Origin of the sequence: Paenibacillus glufosinatiresistens, from assembly GCF_031470375.1 — a bacterium.
Classification (GTDB): Bacteria; Bacillota; Bacilli; order Paenibacillales; family Paenibacillaceae; genus Paenibacillus_AQ; species Paenibacillus_AQ glufosinatiresistens.
Genome location: NZ_JAVFHT010000006.1, coordinates 133,894 through 150,992 on the forward strand (window position 1 = coordinate 133,894; position 17,099 = coordinate 150,992).

Here is a 17,099-nt window from a genome sequence, read left to right on the forward strand (position 1 = left end):
ATCAGCGCACTTCCTTTCTCTTCTTGCTCCATTCCATCAGCAGCAGCAGCCCTACGGAGAAGGCCGCCAGCACCAGCGCCAGCCCTCCCGCGGCGGTCACATTGAAATTCTCGACATCCTGGTAGACCAGCGTCGTCGCCGTCTGGGTCTTGTTCATGATATTGCCGGAGACGACGAGCACCGCCCCGAATTCGCCGAGCGACCGGGCGACGGTCAGAATAACGCCGTAGAGCACCGCCCACTGGATCGACGGCCAGGTCACCTTCCAGAAGGTGGTCCAGCCGTAGGCTCCGAGCGTTGAAGCCGCCTCTTCCTGCTGGGCGCCGATCTCCTGCAGCACCGGCATCACCTCCCGCACCATGAGCGGGAAGGTCACGAACAGGGTCGCAATGACCATGCCCGGAAAAGCATACACAATATCGACCCCGATCCCGGCCAGCCAGGCGCCGGCCGGACTGTCCGGGCCCAGCAGCAGCACGATCATCAGGCCGCCGATGACCGGCGAGACCGCGTAGGGCAGATCCACTACGCTGTTCAGAATGCCCTTCAGCCGTTTCGGCAGCCAGGCGGCCCGAACGAGATACAGGGCGGTCATGATGCCGAATATCGTATTCAGCGCCGTCACGACCAGAACGACAAGCAGCGTCATCATCAGCGCGTGCAGCGCTTCGGGGCGGGTCAGCGCCGACCAGAACCCAGAGAAGCCGTCAGCGAAGGCGCCGGACGTCATTTTAGCCAGAGGAGCCACAATCAGCAGCAGGAATACGGCGTAGGTCAGTCCGATCCACAGTCTTCTCATGCCCGTCTCCCCCTCATCTGCACCACGTGAATGAGCCAGAGAATCAGGAACGAGAGCGTCAGCAGAATGACCGAGACCGCAGCCGCTCCGGCCGGATTGTCGCTCTCCACCTCGCCGTAGATGAACACCGAGGAGACGAGCGTCCGGCCGGGAATATTGCCCGCCACGAGCACAACGGCGCCGAATTCCGCCAAGGCACGGGAGAAGGCCAGCATGCCTCCGCTAATCATCCCCGGCATCATGGAAGGCAGGATAATCTGCCCGAACACCCGCGGGCGCCCGGCTCCCATCGTATAGGCGGCTTCCTCTTCGGAAGCATCCAGTTCCTCCAGAAGCGGCTGTACCGCGCGGATAACGAAGGGAAAGGTCACGAATACCATTGCGATTACAATGGCCGGCTGATGAAAGACGATTTCCAGGCCGAGCGCTTCCGCGATCTCTCCTGCAAGACTTCCGGGTCCGAGCAGCAGCAGAATCATGAGTCCGCCGACGGCGGTCGGAAGCGCGAACGGGAGATCCACCAGACTGTTGAGCAGCGCCCTGCCCGGGAACCGGTAGCGGATCAGCACCCAGGCGATCATGGTCCCCAGCAGAACATTAATCAGAGTCGCGATCAGCGCCAGCCTTAGTGTCAGCAGAACGGCCTTCCACGCGATGGGATCGGAGACACTCTCCCAGAAGCCTTCCAGCCCTCCGGTGAATGCATTGTAATAAACACCCAGAATGGGACAGACGATCAGCAGTACGAAATAGAGCAGTACGGTTGTCCGGAATCCCCGGGTCCAACCCTTGTGTCTAAGCAGCGAATTCAAACACAGATACCTCCCCGCCTCCGGTTGACCGGTCGGTTCGCCAGGCATGCCGCCAAGAGACCGATTATTATTCCTATTAATATACTTGGTTTTATATGTATTCTTACTTTACCAAGGAAGAAGCTCAGCGTCAATTGGTTTTACGAGCAAATTGTGTAAGGTTCGGGCTGCAGCGGGTATAATGGGGTAGATGCGGCCCGTTACGAAGTTATGGAGAGGAGAATAAGCTTATGCTGTATACGGTTGAAATTTCAACAAGCAAGCGCGACGAAATGCGGGACATCACCCGCGACTGCCTGTCCTATGTCCGGAAGAACGGCGTCCAGCAGGGACTGCTGCTCGTCTACTGCCCGCATACGACGGCCGGCATCGCGATCAACGAGAATGCCGACCCCGACGTGAAACATGATGTGCTGATGCGTATGGATGAAGTCTATCCTTGGGAGCATCCGAAATACCGGCATGCGGAGGGCAATACCGCTTCCCATTTGAAATCGATCACAGCCGGGACTTCCCAGACTATCATTATCCATGAAGGCGAGCTGCTGCTCGGCCGCTGGCAGGGCATCTACTTCTGCGAATTCGACGGCCCGCGGCGCCGGCAGTATCATCTCAAGATTATGGAGGGCTAACTCTGCCTGCGCCGGGCAGGCATGGAAACGGATTGAGAGCTTTTGCATAGCAGAGAAGCATTTCGTCACCGATTCACAGTCCTAAAGCACCGGCGCGCAGCAAAGCCCCGTCCGTCACAAACTGCGGCACAACACCTTAACATGCATGCGCGCCAATGCCTCCACGTCTTCAAACCGCACCTTGTCTTGAATATAGTAGGATATAAAACCATGAGCGGAGAGAAACAGCGTCCTCGGGATATTCTGCCAGTCGCCTGCGACATGGCCTTCTTCCTTCATATGCTGACGCACGATATCCGCGAACAAGTCGAAACATCGTCCCTGTTCGTTGCGACAATAGGCCAGCAGTTCTTCGTCCCGGATCATGAACATGATTTCGTACTGATACGGATGGTCGAGTCCGAATCGGATAAATTCCAGCACGAGCTGCTCCACCTTGGTCATGCCCGGTTCGGGAGGGTGATCCATCGCCCTGCCGAGAAGCTCGGCGACATAATTGAAATCCTCCACCACAATGGCATAGAACAGCTCGGCCTTCTCTTTAAAGTGATAATAGAGCGATCCGTGACTGTACCCCAGATGCTGACCGATACTGCGCATGGAGATCGCCCGGTAGCCCTTCGTGATGAACAGATGCCTGGCTGCTTCCAGAATCCGCTCCCGCGACAACTCCTGTTCCACTGCTCTTCTCGCCATTTTATCTATTCCCCTTCGTTAAAATAAAGCCTCCTGCCTTCCGTAATTACGGCTTGCCCCTGCGTCAGATCCGTCATCCAGGCGGTGAAATTGCCCTTCTCCCCCTCCTCCGGCAGGCACAACAGTCTGACTTTATCGCTAAATTCGGTATTGCCGGTCTTGACGCCGCGTCCTCGAAGTTCGTTCTCGACCTTGCCCAGCCAGGTGTATTCCAGCTCGACGAATATCTCCCGCCGAAGCACACGCGTAATCACCTCGCCCGCCTCCAGCGCCAGAACGGCGCCATCGGTATAAGCCCGGATCAATCCGCCTGCTCCCAGCAGAATTCCGCCGAAATACCGGGTCACGACGATTGCCGCATTCTTGACGCCCTGGTTCCGGATAACCTCCAGAATCGGCTTGCCGGCCGTTCCGCTTGGCTCCCCGTCGTCGGACGCCTTCTGAATTTCGTCCCGCTCCCCAATGACATAGGCGGAGCAGTTATGAGTCGCATCCCAATGCTTCTTCTTGATGTCTTCGATGAACCGCACCGCTTCCTCTTCGCTCTCCACCGGCATAACATGGCCGATAAAGCGCGATTTGCGGATGATGACTTCCTTGGAACCCGGGGCGCGCACCGTTCGATACTGCTGCAGCATATGCGTTCATTCCTTATTTGGCTTCTTCATTCAAGATACCGGAAGGAGCAGTCCGGGCGTATACCGCCTCTGTGGGACTGCTCCTCTCCAGTGGATGAATAATAGGTTGCTTGTGATGCTTGTGATACTTCCGGTGCTATTCGGTCAGACGAGCTTCCAGTTCGGCTTTCTCCTTCTCATAGCCCGGCTTGCCGAGCAGCGCGAACATGTTCTTCTTGTAGGCTTCCACACCCGGTTGATCGAACGGGTTGACGCCGAGCAGGTAGCCGCTGACGCCGCAGGCAATTTCAAAGAAGTACACCAGGTAGCCGAAGCTGTAAGGCGTCTGATCCGGAATCGTAACCACCAGGTTCGGAACCTGTCCGTCGGTATGGGCCAGAAGCGTGCCCTGGAAAGCCTTCTTGTTGACGAAGTCCACGGTCTGTCCGGCCAGGAAGTTCAATCCGTCCAGATCGTCCGGATCGCTCTCGATGGTGATGTGTTCACGCACGTTCTCCACCTGGATGACGGTCTCAAAAATGTTGCGGTTGCCTTCCTGGATGAATTGGCCCATGGAATGCAGGTCCGTCGAGAAATCAACCGATGCCGGGTAGATGCCTTTGTAATCCTTGCCTTCGCTCTCGCCGAAGAGCTGCTTCCACCATTCGGAGACATAGTGCAGGGATGGCTCGTAGTTGACGAGGATCTCCGTGGTCTTGCCCTTGCGATACAGCGCGTTGCGGACGGCTGCATACTGGTAAGCCTGGTTCGTCGCTACGTCCGGATTGTTGAAATCGTCGGCAGCAGCGGCTGCGCCCTTCATCATCTCTTCGATGTCGATGCCGGCAACGGCGATCGGCAGCAGGCCTACGGCCGTCAGAACGGAGTAGCGTCCGCCGACGTCGTCCGGAATGACGAAGGACTCGTAGCCTTCTTCATTGGCCAGCGTCTTGAGCGCGCCCTTGGCCTTGTCGGTCGTGGCATAGATACGCTTGCGGGCTTCATCTCTTCCGTATTTCTTCTCCAGCGCGGCGCGGAAGATCCGGAAGGCGATAGCCGGCTCGGTTGTCGTTCCCGACTTGGAAATCACGTTGATGGAGAAGTCTTTGCCTTCAATAAGCTGAAGCAGGTGAGTCATGTAGGTCGAACTGATGTTATTGCCGGCAAAATAAACTTCCGGCGTGCCGCGTTTGCCCTTCTCCATGTTGTTGTAGAAGGAGTTCGTAAGCGCTTCGATCGCGGCGCGGGCGCCGAGGTAGGAACCGCCGATGCCGATCACGATCAGCACTTCGGAATCGTTCTGAATCTTCTTCGCCGCTTGCTGAATGCGGGCGAATTCTTCCTTGTCGTATGCATGCGGAAGATCGATCCAGCCCGTGTAATCGGAGCCCGCTCCGCTCTTGCTGTGGAGCTGCTCGTGAGCCAGCTTGATCGGTGCGGCGAAATAGTCGACTTCATGCTGGCTGACGAAGGATAGGGCTTTGCTATAATCGAATACGGCTTTCTTGGACATTGAAATGGGTCCCTCCTGTTAGTTCTTTCATTTGGACACGGATGGTCGCAACTTTCTAATAGGATACTTTAATTTGCCATCACTGACAAGGGCGCCGGTCACTGCGGCAGATGCCCCTTCCTTTGTTCACTTGTTCACTCCCCCGCTGCCGCGTGATAAAATAGAACCCATTAGGCCGAAAGGAGTGTTAGCATTTCATGAAACGTATTGGATTTATTGGCCTTGGCACCATGGGAGCCCCGATGGCTTCCAACCTGCTGCGCGCCGGATTCCCGGTAACCGTGTATAACCGCACGGCCGCCAAGTGCGAGCCGCTGGCAAGCGAGGGCGCAGCCACCGCCTCTACGCCCCGCGCGGCGGCGGAAGGCCAGGACACGCTGATTACCATGATCAGCAACGACGTTTCCATCCGCGAGGTCTTCTACGGGGAAGACGGCGTGCTCGCCGCGCTCCGTCCGGGGATGATCGTCATCGACTCCAGCACCATTTCTCCCGGCCTCGTCAAGGAGATCGCCGCCGCGGTGGAAGAGAAAGGCGCGTCCTTCCTCGATGCGCCGGTAACCGGAAGCAAGCCGGCCGCCGTTGAAGGCACGCTGGTCTTCATGGTCGGCGGCAGCGCCGATGCCATTGAGCAGAGCCGCGATCTCTTCGACACGATGGGCCGGCTGCTGCTGCATATGGGCGACAACGGCAGCGGAGCGGCGGCCAAGCTGGCGCACAACGCCATGGTCGGCATCCATAACGTGGCGTTGGCGGAAGGCTTCTCAATCGCCGTCCAGTCCGGGGTACCGGCGGACAAGTTCCTGGAGCTGGTGAAGAACGGCTCCGCGGGCAGCAAGCAGGCCGAACTGAAGGGCCGCAAAATTATCGACGGCGACTTCAGCAACCAGTTCTCGCTGGGTCTTATGCTCAAGGATCTGAAGCTCGCTTCCGCGCTCAGCGATGCCGGCGGCGTTCCGACGCCGGCGCTGGAGCTCGCCAAGAGCCTGTTCCAGGCCGGCTATAACGGCGGCTTCGGCGAAGACGACCTCTCCTCGGTCGTCAAGGTGTATGAAGCCTGGCTGGGCCGCCGGATCGGCGAATAGGCCGGCAGGAACAGGCCGGGAAGAATGACCAGCAAAACCGGACCGTCCGCGCACTCTGCGCGGGCGGTTTTTTTGAAGCGGAGCGGGAAGGGGGCGGCTTTCGGCTGCAGCGGATTGCTTCAGCGAATTGCCGCAGCGGACTATAAAAAAGCGTACCGGCGGCAGCCGGTACGCTTGGGTTCAAATCTCGCGGAGTCCGGGGAAGCGTTACAGCTTGTCCGGGTAAGAGCAGCAATAATCGGTAACGGTGAAGACCTCCAGCGCGAATTTGGAGTTGCCCGGAACGTGGAAGGTTTCGGGGCCCTTGATCTCCTGCCAGACTTCGGCGCCGGGAAGACGTACCTTCAACTCGCCGGACAGAATTTCCATCGTCTCCGGTCCTTCCGTTCCGAATTCATAGACTCCGGGAAGCATGATGCCCAGCGTCACCTTGAGGCCATCCTGCAGAGTAACAGTACGGCTCGTAACCTTGCCGTCATAATAAATGTTCGCTTTCTTCTGAACGGTTGCCTGCTCGAATTGTCCCATTGTCCCCAGCTCCCTTATTCTTCGAATATAAGCTTACAGCAGCGCTTTGACGCGGCTGACTACATTCTCTACCGTGAACCCGTATTCCTTGATAACCGTGTCGCCCGGAGCCGAAGCGCCGAACGTGGTGATGCCGAGGATATCGCCCTGGTCGCCGACGTAGCGCTCCCAGCCGAAGGTCTGGGCCATTTCCACAGCCAGGCGGGCCTTGACGTCCGGAAGAAGAACGGAATCGCGGTACGCCTTATCCTGCTGCTGGAACAGCTCCCAGCTCGGCAAGCTGATGACGCGGACCTGAATTCCTTCTTCGGCCAGAGCGGCCTGCGCCTTCACGGCAAGCTGCACTTCCGAACCGGTCGCGATAATCTGGGCCTGCGGCTTGCCGTCCTTCGCATCGGAGACGACATATCCGCCGCGCTTGATGTTCTCGCGCACGTTCTTCGTAGTCCCTTCCAGGATCGGCAGGTTCTGACGGGTCAGAACCAGTGCAACCGGGCCGGACTTGTTCTCCATGGCATACGCCCAAGCTGCCGATGTTTCATTGCCATCTGCCGGGCGGATAACCGTCAGACCCGGAATGATGCGCAGCGAAGCAAGCTGTTCGATCGGTTCATGGGTCGGACCGTCTTCGCCGACCGCAATGCTGTCATGCGTCAGCACATACGTCACCGGCAGCTTCATGAGCGCCGCCAGACGGACGGCCGGACGCAGGTAGTCGGTGAACACGAAGAAGGTGCCGCCGAATACTTTCAGACCGGTATGCAGAGCGATGCCGTTCATCGCGGCAGCCATGCCGAATTCCCGGACGCCGAAATAAATATTGCGGCCGTCGTACGACTCCGGCGTGAACGCAGGCAGACCCTTCAGATGGGTCATGGTGGAGCTCTCCAGGTCGGCGGAACCGCCGAACAGCTGCGGAACGCCTCCGGCCAGGCCGTTCAGCGCGTTGCCCGAAGCGACGCGGGTCGAGACCGCTTTGTCTTCCGTGCTGTAAGTCGGGAGCTTGGCATCCCAGCCTTCTGCCAGATCGCCGTTCAGCACCGTGGTCAGCTGCGCGGCAAGCTCCGGATAGGCCTTCTGGTAAGCCGCAAATTTCTCGTCCCATTTCTTGTTCGCTGCAATGCCCTTCTCTTTCACTTCGGCAAAGCGGGCACGCACTTCATCCGGCACGTAGAAATCTTCTTCATAGACCCACTTGTAGAATTCCTTGGTCAGCTTCGCTTCCGCCGATCCCAGCGGGGATCCGTGCGTACCGCCGTGGCCGCCGATGCCCTGCTTGTTGGGGCTGCCGTAGCCGATGATTGTCTTGACTTCGATCAGGGTCGGCTTACCGGTCTCTTTCTGCGCTTCTTCAATGGCGCGGCCGATGGCCGGAAGATCGTTGCCGTCTTCCACGCGCAGCACCTGCCAGCCGTAAGCTTCAAAACGCTTGGCCACATTCTCGGAGAAGGCCAGGTTCAGCTTGCCGTCGAGCGAAATATCATTGGAGTCATAGAGAACGACCAGCTTGCCGAGCTGAAGATGGCCTGCCAGGGAAGCCGCTTCCGAAGAGATGCCTTCCATGAGGTCGCCGTCTCCGCAGATCGCATACGTATAATGGTTAATGATGTCATGGCCTTCTTTGTTGTACGTTGCGCCGAGCTGCGCTTCCGCAATCGCCATGCCGACCGCCATCGCGATCCCCTGTCCCAGAGGACCGGTCGTGGCGTCAACGCCGGCGGTATGTCCAAACTCCGGATGACCCGGCGTCAGGCTTCCCCACTGACGGAACTTCTTCAACTCTTCCATTGGAAGATCATAGCCGCTCAGGTGCAGCAGACTGTACAGCAGCATGGAGCCGTGTCCGGCGGAGAGAACAAAGCGGTCGCGGTTCACCCATGTCGGATGCTCCGGGTTATGGTTCATCGTCTTGGCGAAGAGCTGATAGCCCATAGGAGCGGAGCCCATCGGCATCCCCGGATGGCCGGAATTCGCCTTCTCGATGGCGTCGATGGCCAGAGTTCGGATCGTGGTGATCGCAAGGTTGTCCACCGTGGAGTTCTCGTCCTGCGGCAATGCCTGCTGTTTTGCCTGTTCTTCGGTCATTATTATCCTCCTCAAGACTCATAAATGTCATTTTGACTATTATTGTATCACTAAAGTGGAAGCATTTCCAATAGTGTTTTTTGAAGCCGCGCTCCTGGGGGCACGCTTATTCAGTGTCGTATGCAGGCCGTTATTTTATGCGGATAACACCTTTTGTTTCTCTGCTTATTTCACCCGATGATTCCGGAAGTAATCATCCCAGGCCCCACGGATTTCGACCACAACGCGGTCCACTTTAGTGTGATAGGCATTGCGGGCAGTGAATGTAAAAGCGAGCGGTCCATCGGGCAGTAGGGCAAACGCCGGATCGGACATTTCTCCGGTCCAGAGTGTTCTGTCTTCATTCAGCGGATGAAGCTCAGTCTGCCTCCCGCCGTCCATCTGCGCAGTAATCGTATCAGGCAGACCCGCAGCGTCGGCATAAAGCACAAACTTCTCCCCGGCCCAGAACACGCGATATCCCCGTGGCAGCTCGGCATTGCCGCTCTGCTTCAGGTTGTACTGCTGCCGGTTCGCATTCCAGTCGTCCGTGTGCTTCACGCTGCCTTTGACGCTGAGCAGGTTGACCATAAGATAACGGGGATCGGAAGTCGTGCTTCCGTAACCGGCTCCGTCCGGCCCGTCATATACGGTGACGCTGACCTGGTACACCTTGTTCTCGACCAGCGCATTCGCCGGAACGGTCCACTGGTTCGCGCTCGACGCGGTAAGCGGAGACTCCAGAACCGGCGCATCCGTCGCAGCATCCCGGATATGAACCTGGTATCGGTGCTGCTCGTCGCCGTCCGGATCGGCGTAATTCCACTTGATTACCGGCGTCAGGGTGCTGGCAATCGTCGGTTTCGCGGAGTTCTGACTGGACGGAGAGGCGAGCTCTACGGTCGGCAGCCGGTTCTGAATTATCAGGCTATGCGCTTCTTCACGGGACAGGCCCAGCGAATCCGTCACCACTTGACGAATTGTAAATGTCCCGTTCGTGCTGAACTTCTTTTCCCATTCTGCCCCTGTGCTTATCAGGCTCTCGCTGCCGCCGCTTGGCTTCAAGGAATAGCGATAAGTGATCGTGTCGCCCTTCGATTCATCATCGTCATAGGCGGTGCTGGTGATCCGCAGCGTATCCGTCCGGTAAATCGGAACTCCGGCTGCATCCCGGCCGGTGTCGGTGATTAGCGTAAACCCGGGCACCGGCGGATTATCCACGATGAATGCCCGCTCGTTCGACGGCTCGGACCAGCTCTGCTTGGAATAGGCACGCCCGATGACGGTATAGGCAACAAAACGTTCGAACTTCATTGCCGGGCTCTGCCACTTACGCGCCGTGCCTGCCGGATCGGTGTTCTCGGCGGTGGTGTAGAGCAACCCGGCCTTGTCGTAGAATTCCAGCCGGTACTTCTCCTGCGCGTCGTTTTCGGGGTCCGAGTATCCCCAGGTTACAAGCGGATCGCCGTCCTTGACGGCATCCAGAATGGCTGGATTTGTCGCGGTTCCACTTGGGGCCGTTATCGTCATGGCCGGAGGCAGATTCGGCGCAACATTCACCTTCAGCACGGCAATATTGGACTTGGCCCCGATCGGGTCAACCGCCCAATGTTCCAACGTGTAGACACCGGGCTGGTCATAGGTCATCTGCACATTCGGCGTGCGCCTTATCTCCTTCGCCCCGTCCGCATCCGTGATGCGCCAATAATACTGGAGGTTGGCCGCGTCTGATGAATCCCCGTCTTCGTCGGCCGACGCATAGGTATACGTCCGGTATTGAACAGCCGATTCCGATCCGCCGATCGCGGCGACCGGAACGTGGTTCAATACCTTGAAGAGCCGGGTGGCGTTGGAGCTTAAGCTGCCATCTGACGCCGTCAGCCGCATTTCCCAGCCTTCCGATACGGCCTGTCTTTCGGTCAGCCCCATTTGAGTGATCAAGCTGCGAACGCTGACGTTCTGGTTGCGGTTGCTGCCGGCAAAATAGTAACCGCCGCCGTTCAGCCGTGCATTCCATTTATAGCTTACGGCGTCGCCGTCTGCGTCCGGATCGGGAGTCGTATTCTCCATCGTGACGACCGAATCCCGGTACAGCTCTTCCGGCATCGCAAAAGCCGCAACCGGCGGCGCGTTGGTCACCTGAACCGTCTGCGAGTACAGGCTGGACCACAGGCCCCAGCTGTCACGCACTTTCAGGGTCAGCGTATAGCTGCCGACGCCGTAGGCGGCGATATTCGGCGGCGTTGTCACCGGTCCGTGGGAGTGCCACTTTGTTCCTTCTCCGCTCTTCTCAAGCGTCCACTCATACGTATCCAGCGCATCATTATCCGGGTCGAAGGAGCGGTCTGCCACAGTGGTATTCTTGCGGTAACTGACATTATTCGGCGTCACTGTGAAGAGCGCGACCGGAGGCATATTGCCAGGTTCGCCTACACCGACTTGATACCAGTCGCTCCATACTCCGATTCCGTCCGGTCCGTCAATGTCCCGCACCCGCAGCCGAATGTCATAGGCGTCATTGGCCGGAAGCACCGATAAGCTTCCCTCTGTCCAGGTCTCGTCAGACTTCTTCTTATACTGCCACTGACGGGCGTAAATGCCTTTGTTCGGAGCCGAGACATGGTCCAGATCATAGGACTGATCCGCAAGCGCCACGTTTCCGTTATTCAATCTGGCCGTGAACAGCGCCACCGGCTTACGATGAACCAGGAACGTCATGCTGGACAGGTTGTCCCGGCTCCATGCCCGGAACTCGTCGAACCGGTTGTCGTTCAGCGGGTTGTCCCGGTTCTGAAATCTCGCTGCGTAAGCGCCGCTGTATGGAAAAGAAGTGTACCTGCTGCTTCTCCACAGCCCGTTATCTGAAATTAGCCCCATCGGATTATCGAAGAATCCGGGGTCTTGTTCATACATGTACCGTTCTGCGTATTTGGGGTCGTTCTCATAATCGCTATAGCTGCCCGATATGGTGACAGGCTCGTTAACCAGATAATACGCTTTGTTCTTCAGCCGCTTCGTTACGGTGAGGCTGGTTGAGGCGACTGCCTTCATCTTGAAGGGGTCTACCGCTTTTACCTGTATCGTGTACGTGCCCGGCGACAGGCTGTCCGTCAAGGTATCTATCGGGATGCTGAAATTCTTGGGCGATCCGGTAGCGGGTATGGATATTTTCCGGTAGAACACATTCGGAATTTCGGCAATCAAATCGAGCGTATCATTGTCGGGGTCCTGCACATAGCCCTCCAGGTTGTAAGTGCTGAACCCCGACTCGTTCATGATGCTTCCCGGAAGCGAAGTCAGCGTCAGTTTCGGTGCTTTGTTGGTCGTCAGCGGGATTGTAACCGTATCGGTAATGCTGTAGGGATAATGATTTGTACGGTTGAAGTTCATATTGAACGTATCATAAGAGTCCGTATATTTTAAGGTAAGTATTAGCGCTACTGGCTTCTTGGCCGGATCAAGCGGAAAGTAGGAACTGGGTACAATGTCACTTTTAGAGTAATCGAGCTGGTAATAGTCCGGATGATTAACGGGGTCAGGGTACCATCTTTTATAATAGCCCATTGGATTCTCCCGGATCTCACTAGAACCATTATGATACCCGCTAAGATCGCCATTCTCGTACATACTGTTAAAGGTGCCGCCATGCACGTTGGATAATTGTTCTATGGTGCCGTCACTGTATTTAAGATCCAAATTCTGATCCCACCAAGTATCATACCCATGCCAGGCCCGGTCCCGCGTCCAATTCTTCGCCAGCTCTCCCAGAGGTTCCCGATGAACCTCAACTCTGGTCGGAGCGTAGATGCCGGTCATATCGAGATAGAGAAGATGCTGGATCTGGTCGTATTTGATTTTGTACGTGTTCTCTCCGAAATCCGCCTCCATCGTACTCGCATACCAGTCCGGGTCTCCGGGGTAACTGGCGGGCCTTGAAGCCGTATAAGAACGGGCCGGAATGGTGACATCGTTATACTCGATGATTTCCCCGGCAGCTTGTACCTTCTCCGGAGCCGGACTGAACCAGGGAAGCAGCGCCAGAGAAAGGATACCTGCAAGTACTCTGCGCCAAATGGTCTTTAAATTCATCTACTTTCTTCCCTCCTACCAGGACCAGTCCACTACCGGGGCGCGGTTATATACCGTCAGGATCTTCTCGGTGGCACTTTGTGAATCCGTATTCGCGGATCTTCGGTCCGCAGGCGTTACAAACTCCTCCAAGGTCGGCTGATCGAACTCTTCCGTCACCGTCAAGCGGATCTCATACCGGCCTACAGCTGCCGGATTGAAGGCAATGCGGCTCTCGTTAGCATCGCTGAGTGTAGACCAGGCTTCGTCGCTGAAGCTTCCGTCATTATCCGAATCATAGCGGCACTGCCAGAGCCGGTGACCGATGAAGTCATAGTCCGGCGAAAAAGACATGTCGTCCAGCACCGCGGCGGCCTTGTTGCCCTGTTCCGGGTCCCGGTAAGCCTGGTTTGGAACTGAAAGGTACGCGGTCGGCGGTTCGTCCGGCGCGATCTCAAACGTTATTTCAGCGGTATCCGAGTAGCCGACATTATTCACGACATAAATCGTAGCCCGGTACGTTCCCGCTTTCTTGATGACCAAATCCTTATCGCTCACGCCGGTTAGCGTGCCGCTGTATTTAATGTCACCCGCCGTCCCCCCGCTGACCGCCTGGATCGTGAACCGGGTCTTAGAGGAGTCTACCGGGAAATGTTCGGCAAGATTTACGCTGGCATCGTGGAGCGTGATCTTCCGGTTCTCTTTCTTCGTGCCGAGAATTTTAACAGCTGCCTTCGGCCTTGGAGCATTGATATTCACTTTGGCCGTAGTGCTGCCGCTAAGATTATCATTGTCGGTTACCAGCAGGCTGATTGTCCGGCGATTCCCCACCTCGGATAGCGGATACCAAGTAAAACCGTAGGGGCCGGTGACTGGCTCTACCGCCGATCCGGTGCCGTAATCATAATCCGTGATTGCTCCATCGGGATCGTAGGAGTCTTTTCCATAGACCAGGAACTCCTGGCCGGCCATGACAGAGTCGGGAACGCTAAGGACGGCGACCGGTCGCTTGTTGCCCCCGCCGGATGGCGGGTTTCCCGCAGAATCGGTTACGCCTACCGTTGCTTTCATCGTCTGGCTTAACGTTGTAACACTCCCGTTCAGGGTGTCGATCGGCTTCGAAAAGCGGACCGTAACGGTCAGCGTGTATTCCTGCTCATATTCCCCCGTGGGAACCCTGCCTTTAGGGATGACCAAGTTGGCGAAGGTCTCGCTGCTCTTGAGCGCCTTGATATAATTCTTCTTCGTATACACGGTACTGCTGCCAGACTCCTTGGCATAGAACACCCATTCTTCGATGTTAGAAGAATTATTGTAGGCCAGTAGCTCGCCGTTAATCTTCAAACTGACCGGGATATCCTTGCCCTGGTTGCTAGTCGGGTTGGGGTTAGGGGCAAGAACGGTGACAGTCCCGTCCAGAGTCGGTTCAGTAGCAGGCTTGTAGTTGAAGGTGACGGTTCCGCCGTAGCTGTAGGTGGTGAGTTTGGCGGTGGCGGTGTAATGATAATTCACAGTAGCTTTGTAGAATCGACCTTCTACCCAACCAGTAACGGGTATGGTAGCCGCATCTGTCTGATCTTCATAGGTAGAATTTATTAAGGGGCTACCCTCGGGACCAATAACGTAGTTTGTGATGATTTTCCCTTTTTTGAATTTAGGTTCTCCTTTCAAATAGTCAGAACCTGATACAAACACAGGTTTTACTGTAGAATCAACGACATACTGATTTTCTACAACCGCGCCATTTGTTGTATACCAAACTCGCCCCACCGTACTTTGATTGGATGCCGCAGAAACTAGCGTCATAGGCGGATACTTGGAAGGGGTTGTCCAGTCACTTGCATTTTTTATTTCGTAATCCAAAGTATCCTTCGCTTCGTTGTAATTATTGATTTGCCATCGTCTGCCGTCTGCGTATAACCAGACGCTGTTCCCGATGTTGGTTGTGAATTCTATCCCTGGCTTCTCTTTATAACCAAAAACATCAACCGTATCTGGCTTGCTGATGCCTTTCAGTGTGACTTTAATCTTACCGTTTTCGAGAGCCATACTGACCAGAGTATTATCGCCGCTGTAATTCAAACTGCTTGTCGAAATCGACAATGCGCTTACTCCGTTGGGTAGATCGAGATAAAAAACCTTGGCGCAATTGTCACTTCCACGAAGTCCGTTGGATAACGGAATTCCAATCGTTGCAAACTTTGTATCCGCAGCTTGGGCATCTGTAACAGGTAGAGTGGGGATTAGAAGTAAAAGGATCAGTAAAACTAGAAGTAATCTTGATTTTCTCATTCTGTCTGCTCCGGATCATTAGCTACATACTTTAAGGAAGAACCCCCATATTCAAGGAAAATCAAGAAATAGTCGAGATTGCCCTTATAAAGATAAGCCTGATAAGTAGTCAACGATTCGCCAGGGTTTAACGTGAAGTTTCTAAGCGCTTCCTTGCTATTTTTAACCTTAAGCATAGTTTGCGGGGTAGCATCGTAAGCCTCCCCTTTTGTATCAGCAAAGAACAATCTCCACTTGTAGAGAAGATCCGGCACCCCGCGTTTTACAATTTTTTGCGATTTATTTGTAATCGTAATCTTGGTCCAGATGAAGTATTTAGGATTGGTTACCATCCCATTGCCATCTACGAACTTATACTTCTCCCGCAACGCCACCGCCGCAGGCGAATTGTAATCATAGATCATAATCTTCTCCAACGTATAACTGAACCCCCCGGCCGTTACCGTCACCGGCAGCTCCACATCCTTCTTCAGACCATACTTGGACAGGTTGTCCAGCATGACCGGGGCCGCTGCTTTAGCCGGGCTGGCAGCTGTCGTTGCAAGCTTCACAGGAGCGGCGGTTGCTTGGGATGCGGTGAATGGGGCGGCAATCAATGCTGCTGCCAAGGCTGCTGTCAGTACGTTTTTCATAAAATATAAACTCTCCCTTATAGTTATTTAGTCTTGGGCTCTGGGCTTATTAGGGCAACCCGCCCGACTTAAGCGGGTTGCCCGATAAACCCGGAGTTATCGTTACTAATCCGGCTTGTACTCCTGGATGGCAGGGACCCGGATGGGTTCCTGCGAATTTAACCGGGCAATCAGTTCGGGATGGCAGGTCTCGATTACCGCTATGACGGACGGACCCAGCAGGTACTTGGTAATGCCGTATTGGTCGTCCTCATAGAGCATGGGGAATTCCGCTCCTGAACTCTCGTCCAGAACCTTGAACTCTACGATTCGAACTGCCGCATTCAGCGGACTTCCGGGAAGGGGTGCCAGCGTGCGGTCGAGACCGAGGTTGGCCTCCAATCCCGACTTGAAAATCTCCAGCGCAGCCGCGCGGTCAATAATGATCCGTCCCTCCGCCAGTTCCCCGGGTTCCAGCGCTCTGGAGGCGTCATGCACCGCCAGATTGTTCGCGTCCTTCAAAAGCGCGCGCTCCGTATCCCATTCCTGATTCTGGGTCTGAAACAACCAGGCATATACGAAGATCAGCAGGACAAAAGCAAGCTTAATGATGTAGTCCATGTCCGGGCCCTCTCATTCCACGTACTCGCTCATAACCGAGCCGTGTCCGTAGTACTCTTCCGGTTGCTTCGCTGTGCCAAAGAAGTACGGGAACATTGGAATTCGGGGAACCCGAATATACACATCGATCCGGGCCTCGCGATTCTGCACGGCTTCCGTACTGCCGGTCACTGAAATGGAAGACGGCGAGAAGCCCAGCGCCTCGAGGTTATGGACAACCTCATTCTTCAGAGAAGAAGTCACTATGCCTTCAGTCGCAGCCTTTTGGGCCAGATAGGACGTATTGGCTTTCACCTGCAGGTCCAGCAAATAATCGATATAGGTGAAGATCGGCTGCAGCATTATAAACAGGATCAGCCACATGAACAAGGCACGAATTACCGTCTCTTTCATGGCCGGCCCCTAGTAATGTTCTACTTGCTTGACATGCGAAATGATACCGTCCTGGCTGCTGCCGATGATATGTACAGCCGCTGCGATGAAGATGCCGGCAATAACAAACCCGATGGAGAGAAACAGCGCCACGGAAATCGAGTCTTTCTTCATGCCGGGTATCCACCACTTGGGGTAACGAAATCGGAAGGAAGCTGAAGGCTAACGGCCGGGATAGCCGGACGGTTGTCATCCGCATCATTAATAACATCCCGCACGACCGGAATCAGCACCGCGATAACAATCGCGACACAGAGGAATCCGATGGCGATGAACAAACCCGTAGAGATGGCGTCTTTTTTCATTGTTAATTTCTCCCTTTTCATTTT

At 55.6% G+C, this 17,099-nt stretch carries 16 protein-coding genes; 2 read left to right on the forward strand and 14 right to left on the reverse strand.

From position 1 onward, the window contains the following. Position 1: 1 nt before the first annotated feature. Together RBI05_RS09395 and cysT are read right to left on the reverse strand one after the other, a co-directional pair. The gene (locus RBI05_RS09395) at positions 2-799 is read right to left on the reverse strand and encodes a sulfate ABC transporter permease subunit (protein ID WP_150458099.1); all 798 of its coding nucleotides are present in this window, start codon (positions 797-799) and stop codon (positions 2-4) included. Further along, positions 796-1,611, reverse strand: a complete 816-nt coding sequence (gene cysT / locus RBI05_RS09400; RefSeq protein ID WP_310550898.1) for a sulfate ABC transporter permease subunit CysT — start codon at positions 1,609-1,611, stop codon at positions 796-798. Before cysT ends, RBI05_RS09395 begins: the two co-directional genes overlap by 4 nt. 230 nt (positions 1,612-1,841) lie before the next feature. On the opposite strand from cysT, the gene RBI05_RS09405 reads away from it, so the two are divergent. Next, positions 1,842-2,243 carry a secondary thiamine-phosphate synthase enzyme YjbQ gene (locus RBI05_RS09405; protein ID WP_310550899.1) on the forward strand — a complete coding sequence of 134 codons (402 nt, stop codon included), beginning with the start codon at positions 1,842-1,844 and terminating at the stop codon, positions 2,241-2,243. 114 nt (positions 2,244-2,357) lie between these two features. Here the strand turns inward: RBI05_RS09405 and RBI05_RS09410 are convergent, their stop codons facing one another. The 3 genes from RBI05_RS09410 to RBI05_RS09420 all read right to left on the reverse strand — a co-directional run bounded on the left by RBI05_RS09410 (position 2,358) and on the right by RBI05_RS09420 (position 5,069). After that, a complete protein-coding gene (locus RBI05_RS09410; RefSeq protein WP_150458096.1) occupies positions 2,358-2,939 on the reverse strand; it encodes a TetR/AcrR family transcriptional regulator in 582 nt (193 codons plus the stop codon). Positions 2,940-2,944: 5 nt separating this feature from the next. Then, positions 2,945-3,577 carry a YigZ family protein gene (locus RBI05_RS09415; protein ID WP_150458095.1) on the reverse strand — a complete coding sequence of 211 codons (633 nt, stop codon included), beginning with the start codon at positions 3,575-3,577 and terminating at the stop codon, positions 2,945-2,947. Between the two features lie 136 nt (positions 3,578-3,713). Further along, positions 3,714-5,069, reverse strand: a complete 1,356-nt coding sequence (locus tag RBI05_RS09420) for a glucose-6-phosphate isomerase (RefSeq protein ID WP_310550900.1) — start codon at positions 5,067-5,069, stop codon at positions 3,714-3,716. 197 nt (positions 5,070-5,266) lie between these two features. Between RBI05_RS09420 and RBI05_RS09425 the strand changes: the two genes are divergently transcribed. Continuing rightward, positions 5,267-6,154 (forward strand): NAD(P)-dependent oxidoreductase, encoded by an 888-nt coding sequence (locus RBI05_RS09425; RefSeq protein WP_310550901.1) that lies wholly within the window; start codon positions 5,267-5,269, stop codon positions 6,152-6,154. Positions 6,155-6,361: 207 nt separating this feature from the next. Here the strand turns inward: RBI05_RS09425 and ppnP are convergent, their stop codons facing one another. From ppnP to RBI05_RS09470, 9 genes are all read right to left on the reverse strand, one after another. Continuing rightward, positions 6,362-6,682 carry a pyrimidine/purine nucleoside phosphorylase gene (ppnP, locus tag RBI05_RS09430; RefSeq protein ID WP_150458092.1) on the reverse strand — a complete coding sequence of 107 codons (321 nt, stop codon included), beginning with the start codon at positions 6,680-6,682 and terminating at the stop codon, positions 6,362-6,364. 33 nt (positions 6,683-6,715) lie between these two features. Next, entirely contained in the window at positions 6,716-8,767 is a 2,052-nt protein-coding gene (gene tkt / locus RBI05_RS09435; RefSeq protein ID WP_310550902.1) for a transketolase, read from the reverse strand. Between the two features lie 165 nt (positions 8,768-8,932). Then, on the reverse strand, positions 8,933-12,835 hold the full coding sequence (locus RBI05_RS09440) for a hypothetical protein (protein ID WP_310550903.1): 3,903 nt from the start codon (positions 12,833-12,835) through the stop codon (positions 8,933-8,935). Positions 12,836-12,850: 15 nt separating this feature from the next. Beyond that, on the reverse strand, positions 12,851-15,106 hold the full coding sequence (locus RBI05_RS09445) for a hypothetical protein (RefSeq protein WP_310550904.1): 2,256 nt from the start codon (positions 15,104-15,106) through the stop codon (positions 12,851-12,853). Beyond that, positions 15,103-15,738, reverse strand: coding sequence for a hypothetical protein (locus RBI05_RS09450; RefSeq protein ID WP_310550905.1), 636 nt, complete (start codon positions 15,736-15,738; stop codon positions 15,103-15,105). The genes RBI05_RS09445 and RBI05_RS09450 overlap by 4 nt, the downstream gene beginning before the upstream one ends. 105 nt (positions 15,739-15,843) lie before the next feature. Beyond that, entirely contained in the window at positions 15,844-16,338 is a 495-nt protein-coding gene (locus RBI05_RS09455) for a hypothetical protein (protein WP_310550906.1), read from the reverse strand. A gap of 12 nt (positions 16,339-16,350) precedes the next feature. Then, positions 16,351-16,731 (reverse strand): hypothetical protein, encoded by a 381-nt coding sequence (locus tag RBI05_RS09460; RefSeq protein ID WP_150458086.1) that lies wholly within the window; start codon positions 16,729-16,731, stop codon positions 16,351-16,353. Between the two features lie 9 nt (positions 16,732-16,740). Then, positions 16,741-16,884 (reverse strand): hypothetical protein, encoded by a 144-nt coding sequence (locus RBI05_RS09465; RefSeq protein ID WP_191089546.1) that lies wholly within the window; start codon positions 16,882-16,884, stop codon positions 16,741-16,743. Then, positions 16,881-17,075: a hypothetical protein gene (locus tag RBI05_RS09470; RefSeq protein ID WP_310550907.1), complete on the reverse strand. Its 195-nt coding sequence runs from the start codon at positions 17,073-17,075 to the stop codon at positions 16,881-16,883. The genes RBI05_RS09465 and RBI05_RS09470 overlap by 4 nt, the downstream gene beginning before the upstream one ends. Positions 17,076-17,099: the final 24 nt, after the last annotated feature.